We start from the raw sequence: 6215 nt of genomic DNA, 5'->3' as shown, positions 1-6215 counted from the left end.
GGGGGGGACCCCCGACGGCCGGCAACAAATGATTGGTCCGGGGCCTTCGCTTGCTACTGAGTAGCGGGGACAGGATTTGAACCTGCGACCTCTGGGTTATGAGCCCAGCGAGCTACCGAGCTGCTCCACCCCGCGTCGGTGAACCCAACCTTACGGGACGCCCACGACCAGCGCAAATCCCTTAAGCGGTCAGCTCCTGGTGCAGCGCCTCGCTCAGTCGGGCGGCCCGCTCGGCCACCTCCGCCGGCCCCAGCTCCACAGCCGTCGCACACCAGCGCCGGCCCTCCGACAGCTCACCCCGGCGCGCCGCGAGCAGCGCCAGCCGCAGGGCGGCGCGGCCGTGTCCGGCACGGGCGGCGCGGGTCCACCACAGCGCCGCCTCCCGCTCGCTGCCCTCGCGGGCGAGCAGCAGGCCGAGGTTGAACGCGCCGTTACGGCTCCCGGCCTCGGCCGCCTCCCGGTACCAGTGGGCCGCCTCCGTCACGTCCCCGCGCGCGGCGGCGAGCATCCCCACCCGCACCTGGGCGCGCCGGTGCCCCTGCTGCGCGGCCCGCTCGTACCACTCCTCGCACTCGGTCTTCTCCTCCTCGCGCGGGGCACCGAGCGCGGGCGGGCCGGGGTCCGGCCGGCGCGCGTCGAGGACGGTGGCGAGCCGGAACGCGGCCTCGGCGCTGCCGCCGCCCGCCGCGCACCGCAGATGCCGCTCGGCGGTCTGCTCGTCGCCGTCGCGCAGGCCGGCGATGCCGACCTGGAGCGCGGCCTCGGTGTGGCCCGCGGCGGCCGCGCGCTCGTACCAGCTCAGCGCCGTACGGTCGTCGTCGCGACCCGCGTAGAGGATGCCGAGATTGAAGGCGGCATCGACGCTGCCGGCCTCCGCGGCCTTGGAGAACCACGGCTCGGCGCCGTCCGTGTCCCCCGCCTGCAGGAGGAGCACGGCGAGCGCGTTGGCGGCCTCGCGGTGACCCGCGTAGGCGGCGCGGCGGTACCACTGCTCGGCGTGCTGGACGCGGTCCTGGGCGGCGCAGAGCAGCCCGAGGTTGTACGCGCCGTTCACATCGCCCGCGTCCATGGCGGCGCGGTACCAGCGCTCGGCGGTCTGCTGCTCGCCCCGGGCCGCGTGCAGGGCCCCGAGCGCGTTGGCGGCGTTGCCGTCGCCGTCCTGGGCGGCGCGCAGCCACCACACGGCGGCGCTCTCCTCGTCGCCGGCGTCGCGGAGCAGGAAACCGAGCGCGCAGGCGGCCTTGGCCTCGCCCTCCTTGGCGGAACTCAGGTACCAGCGGCCGGCCTCCTTGAGCTCGCCGCGCTTCTCCAGGATCGCCCCGAGGTGCAGCGCGGCGCGTCGGTGCCCGCGCGCGGCGGCCTGCCGGAACCACTGCTCGGCCTCGGCGATCTCACCGGAGGGCGCGCCGGTGTCGCCCTTCGCCGGCTCGCCCTTCGCCGTATCGGCCTGCGCGGTGTCGTGGGCGAGCGCGTCGCGCGCCGAGAGACCGGAGGCGGACGGGCCTCGGGGCACCTCCTGGACGCGCCGCTCCAGGGCGAGGGCGAGACGGTACGCGGCCTCGCGGTGACCGCGCTCGGCGGCGGCTCGCAGCCAGCGCTCGGCACCGACGTCGCTGCGGTGCTCCAGGAGGTCGGCGAGGGCGTAGGCGCCCAGGGCGTGGCCCTGCTCGGCGGACTGGCGCAGCCAGTACTCGGCGGCGGGCTCGTCGCCGCGCTCGCGGTGGTGGCGGCCGAGCGCGTGGGCGGCGGGCGCGGAGCCCGCGACGGCGGCGACCCGCCACCAGCCCGCGGCCTCTTCGGCGTAGCCACGCTGGTGCAGCAGGACACCCAGGTTGTTGGCGGCCGCGCGGTCCCCCTCGGCGGTGGCGCCGCGCAGATACGGCTCCGCGCCGTCCAGGTCCCCGCGGCGCAGCAGCAGCGCGCCGAGCACGCTCATGGACGCGGCGTCGCCGCTCTCGGCGGCACGCCGGTGGCGCGCCTCGGTCTCGGTCTCGTTCTCGGCGGTGGTGTCGACGGCCTCACCGCCGGCCACCACGGCCTCGATGATGTCGTCTGCGGCACTCTTGACATGCCGCTGCACAAACCGCCCTGTCTCCAACAGAGTTGCCCTGTCCCCCATAAATTCCATCGTCGCACCACCCGCAACGCGCGTACACCTGGTATACCGCAGCCAGTGAGGTCACTTCAGCGTTTTGTCGACATGCCCACAGAGAGATAAGTCAAACACGTCTCACCCCAACTCACCCCATCCCCACCGCGCTTCGGGGTCCCGCGCGCCCCCAGCGAGCACGACAAGGGCCCGGATCCATAGGATCCGGGCCCTTGTCTTCAGTAGCGGGGACAGGATTTGAACCTGCGACCTCTGGGTTATGAGCCCAGCGAGCTACCGAGCTGCTCCACCCCGCGTCGTTGTGTCCTTAAGGTATCACGACGCGGAGGGGAGCCTGACCAGACCGGTCAGCCGCTCGGTGGGGTCGCGCTGGTCGACGGGCTCGGGGGGCTGGTCGACGGCGTCGCCCCCGGCTTCTGTCCCGTCGGCTTCTGGTCGGACGGGGTCAGCTTCGCGCCCGCGTCCGCCGCCCGCTGAAGCGCGTCCTGTAGGGCCTCCTGGGCCTTGCCGTAGGCGGTCCAGTCACCCTTCTGCAGAGCGGCCTCACCGTCGTCGTACGCCTTCTGCGCATCGGCGATGGCCTGCTTCAGCGCCGCGTCGTTCGTGCTCGGCGTCGTCGGCGGCTTGGTGCCCGGCTGCTCCGGCTTCTCGGGCGGCGTCGCGCCCTCCACCCCGAAGACCGCGTTGAGCGCCGAGGTGAGGTTGTCCTCGAACACCGTGGTGTCCTTGGTCGTGTCACCGTCCGGCTGGTCCGCGTCGACGTACGACACCGCGACCTTCTTCAGCAGCGGGTAGTGCGCGTTGCGGCCCTGGGCGTACACCGGCTCGACGTACAGGAATCCGCCGTCGAGCGGCACCGTCAGCAGGTTGCCGTACTGGATGTCGGAGTCGGCACCCTTCATGTCGCGCACGAAGGTGGCCACCGACGGGAGGCTGTTGAGCTTGTTCTGCACCTGCTCGGGTCCGGGGACCTCGGAGGTGACTCGCAACAGCCTTATGCGGCCGTAGTCCTTGCTGCCCGCGTCGGCGTCGACCGCCATGAAGCCGCCCAGGTTGGGCCGCCCGTTCGGGGTGAACGTCGTCGTCAGCGAGAACCGCTGCTGCTGGTCCCCGGGCATCTTCATGCTCAGGTAGTACGGCGGGACCGCGTTGCCGTCCTTGTTGGTCGGGTCGTTCGGCACCTGCCAGGCGTCCGAGCCGCTGTAGAACTGCGCCGGGTCCTTCACGTGGTACCGGGTGAGCAGCTCGCGCTGGACCTTGAACATGTCCTGCGGGTACCGCAGGTGCTGCATGAGGTCGGGGCTGATCGACTCACGCGGCTGCACGGTGTCCGGGAACGCCTTCATCCACGTCTTGAGGACCGGGTCTTCCTTGTCCCACTGGTACAGCTTGACCGTGCCGTCGTAGGCGTCGACGGTGGCCTTCACCGAGTTGCGGATGTAGTTGACCTGGTTCTGCTGGGCGACCACCGCGCGCTGCTGGTTGCCGACCGTCAGCGCGTCGGCCGTGGACTCGCCCAGCGTGGTGCGCGAGGCGTACGGGTAGCCGTTCGTGGTCGTGTACGCGTCGACGATCCACTGGATCTTGCCGCCGACGACGGCCGGGTAGGCGTCGCCGTCGATGGTCAGCCAGGGTGCGACCGCCTCGACGCGCTCCTTGGGCGTGCGGTTGTAGAGGATCCGCGAGCCCTCGCCGATGGCCCCCGAGTAGAGGATCTGCGGCTCGCTGAACGCGACCGCGTAAGCGGCGCGGTTGAAGGTGTTGGAGAGGTTGACCCCGCTCTTGCCCTCGTAGCTGGTGGTCTTCTCGCCGTTCTCCTCGTAGTCCAGCTCCTTCTGCGGGCCGCCGACGATCGAGTACTGATCCGTCTTCTCGCCGTAGTAGATCCGCTGCTGGTACGGGCCGAGCATCCCCGTGGTCGGCAGGCCGGCCTCGGTGAAGACCGGGGAACCGTTGGCGTCCGTCTGCGTGCCCGCGGCCATGATCGCGCCGTAGCCGTGGGTGTACGTGAAGTGGTCGTTGATCCAGTTCCGCTTCGGGATGCCCTTGATGTTGAGCTCACGCAGGCCGACGACCGTGTCCTGGCCCTTGTAGCGGTCGACGTCGAGGGTCGTCGGGAACTGGTAGTACTTCCGCTTCTGCTCCAGCTGCTGGAACGTCGGCGAGACGATGTTCGGGTCGATCAGCCGGTAGCTGGCCGCCGTGTCGGAGTTCGCACGGAGCTGGTCCTTGGCCTTGACCGTGGACTTGCCCGAGTAGTTCTCCGGCTCGGTGCTGTCGATGTCGTACGCCTTGCGCGTGGCATCGATGTTCTTCTGGATGTACGGCGCTTCCTTGGCCTGCTCGTTCGGCTGGACCTGGAACTTCTGCACGATGGCCGGGTACAGGCCGCCGATCAGGATCGCCGAAAGGACCATGAGGCCGAAGCCGATCACCGGCAGCTGCCAGGTGCGGCGCCACAGCGTCGCGAAGAACAGCACGGCGCAGATCGCGGCGATGCAGAAGAGGATCGTCTTCGCGGGCAGGTAGGCGTTGGCGTCGACGTACCGCAGACCCGTCCAGTTTCCGGCCGCCTTGAAGTCGCTGGACTTCACGGCGAGGCCGTACCGGTCGAGCCAGTACGCCACGGCCTTCAGCGAGACGAAGACGCCGAGGATCACCGACAGGTGGCCCGTCGCGGCGGCGGTGGCGCGGGCACCGGGGCTGGTGACGCGCAGTCCGCCGTACAGGTAGTGCGTCAGCGCGGCGGCGATCAGCGACAGCACGGTGGCGGCGAAGCCGAAGGCCAGGAGGAAGCGGTACCAGGGCAGGTCGAAGGCGTAGAAGGACACGTCCAGCTGGAACTGGGGGTCCTTCTGGCCGAACGAGACCCCGTTGACCCACATCAGCCAGGTCCGCCACTGGCCGGAGGCCGAGGCACCGGCGATCAGGCCCACCAGAGCGGTGATCGCGAGGAGCACCCACTTCTTGTAGGGGGCCAGGCCCATCCGGTACCGGTCGAGGCTCTGCTGCTCCAGCGACATCGCGCTCAGCGGCGGACGCAGTCGGTGCGCCAGCCAGATGTTGAAGCCGACGGCGAGCCCCATGAGGAGACCGAAGACGGCGAACAGGCCGATCTTGGTCCACAGGGTGGTGGTGAACACGGACGAGTACGCGACGGAGCGGTACCAGAGCCAGTCCGTCCAGAACCCGGCGAACATGACGAACGCCATGGCAAGGACGGCCAGCACGCCCAGGGTCATGAGCAGCGTGCGGGCCCGCCGGGACGGCCGGCCGACTCTGATCCTTGGCCCGGACGGGCCTGTGCCGCCTCCGCGGTCCGGCATCTGGAAAGCCAACGTGCGCCCCTCGAGGTTGATGCGTCGATAAGCAGGCTCCGCGATCGTAGAGCCCACTGATGCAACTTACTGAGGCTTTACCTAGTTCCCGTCTTCGGGGGCGAAGGAGGCAGGATATGGGTCATGTCCAACGTTTCCTCCTCCGGCACCCCCATGGCCGCGAGCCCCCTCACCCGCGCGGTGCTCGAGATCGACGAGTACGCCTCCGGTCTCGGCTGGGACCGGCCGGCCCGGCTCTTCGCCCTCGTCGACACCGCCCGACTGCGTGCCAAGGAGCCGGGACTCGCCTCCCAGCTCGGCCTCGAAGGCGCGGAAGCCGCCGCCTTCACCCCCATCGAGCAGGAGGAGCTGCCGAAGGGGAAGGCCCTCGACGAGTTCCTCGGCACGATCGCCTGGCCGGACGCGGTCGCCGGCTGCGCCCTGACGGTGGAGCGCCTGATGCTGCCGCCGTCGGCCGAGGCGTCCGTCCCGGACGGCCTGGACGAGGCCGGTCTGGCGAAGTGGGTGGCCCGGCACCCGGACCGCCAGGAGGTCCGGATGACCGTGGCCGTCCTCCGGAACGGAGCCCGCGAGGCCGCCATCCGGCTGCGCGAGAAGGACTCCCCGAACGAGGTGCTCACCGGGGCGGACCTGGTGCCGGGGCTCGCGGACGCCCTGGCGGCGACGTTCGAGTCCTGAGGAGTACGGGATCGGGGTGGGGGCGGCGCGCGCGCCGGCGCGCGCCCCGCCCCCCCCGCGCGCGCGAGCGCTCGCGCGCGAGAGGTCGT

The 6215-nt window shown here is 70.9% G+C and carries 3 protein-coding genes and 2 tRNA genes; 1 reads left to right on the top strand and 4 read right to left on the bottom strand.

What is annotated here, in order from left to right:
- Positions 1 to 61: 61 nt before the first annotated feature.
- The 4 genes from ACFVZW_RS18045 to ACFVZW_RS18030 form a co-directional block, all read right to left on the bottom strand.
- Positions 62 to 135, bottom strand: a tRNA-Met gene (locus ACFVZW_RS18045).
- A gap of 46 nt (positions 136 to 181) precedes the next feature.
- The gene (locus ACFVZW_RS18040; protein WP_384522310.1) at positions 182 to 2128 is read right to left on the bottom strand and encodes a tetratricopeptide repeat protein; all 1947 of its coding nucleotides are present in this window, start codon (positions 2126 to 2128) and stop codon (positions 182 to 184) included.
- Positions 2129 to 2332: 204 nt separating this feature from the next.
- A tRNA-Met gene (locus ACFVZW_RS18035) sits at positions 2333 to 2406 on the bottom strand.
- Positions 2407 to 2457: 51 nt separating this feature from the next.
- Positions 2458 to 5436, bottom strand: a complete 2979-nt coding sequence (locus tag ACFVZW_RS18030) for a UPF0182 family protein (protein WP_384522308.1) — start codon at positions 5434 to 5436, stop codon at positions 2458 to 2460.
- 135 nt (positions 5437 to 5571) lie between these two features.
- Here ACFVZW_RS18030 and ACFVZW_RS18025 point away from each other — a divergent pair, with 135 nt between their 5' ends.
- Positions 5572 to 6126, top strand: a complete 555-nt coding sequence (locus ACFVZW_RS18025; protein WP_384522306.1) for a PPA1309 family protein — start codon at positions 5572 to 5574, stop codon at positions 6124 to 6126.
- Positions 6127 to 6215: the final 89 nt, after the last annotated feature.

The organism is Streptomyces sp. NPDC059567 (assembly GCF_042735655.1).
Lineage (GTDB): Bacteria > Actinomycetota > Actinomycetes > Streptomycetales > Streptomycetaceae > Streptomyces.
This window is presented reverse-complemented; position numbering and strand designations above follow the sequence as displayed.

Excerpts from the sequence above, each read along its gene's own strand:
- ACFVZW_RS18025 (WP_384522306.1), top strand. The coding sequence starts at position 5,572 with ATGTCCAACGTTTCCTCCTCCGGCACCCCCATGGCCGCGAGCCCCCTC.
- ACFVZW_RS18040 (WP_384522310.1), bottom strand. The coding sequence starts at position 2,128 with ATGGAATTTATGGGGGACAGGGCAACTCTGTTGGAGACAGGGCGGTTT.
- ACFVZW_RS18030 (WP_384522308.1), bottom strand. The coding sequence starts at position 5,436 with ATGCCGGACCGCGGAGGCGGCACAGGCCCGTCCGGGCCAAGGATCAGA.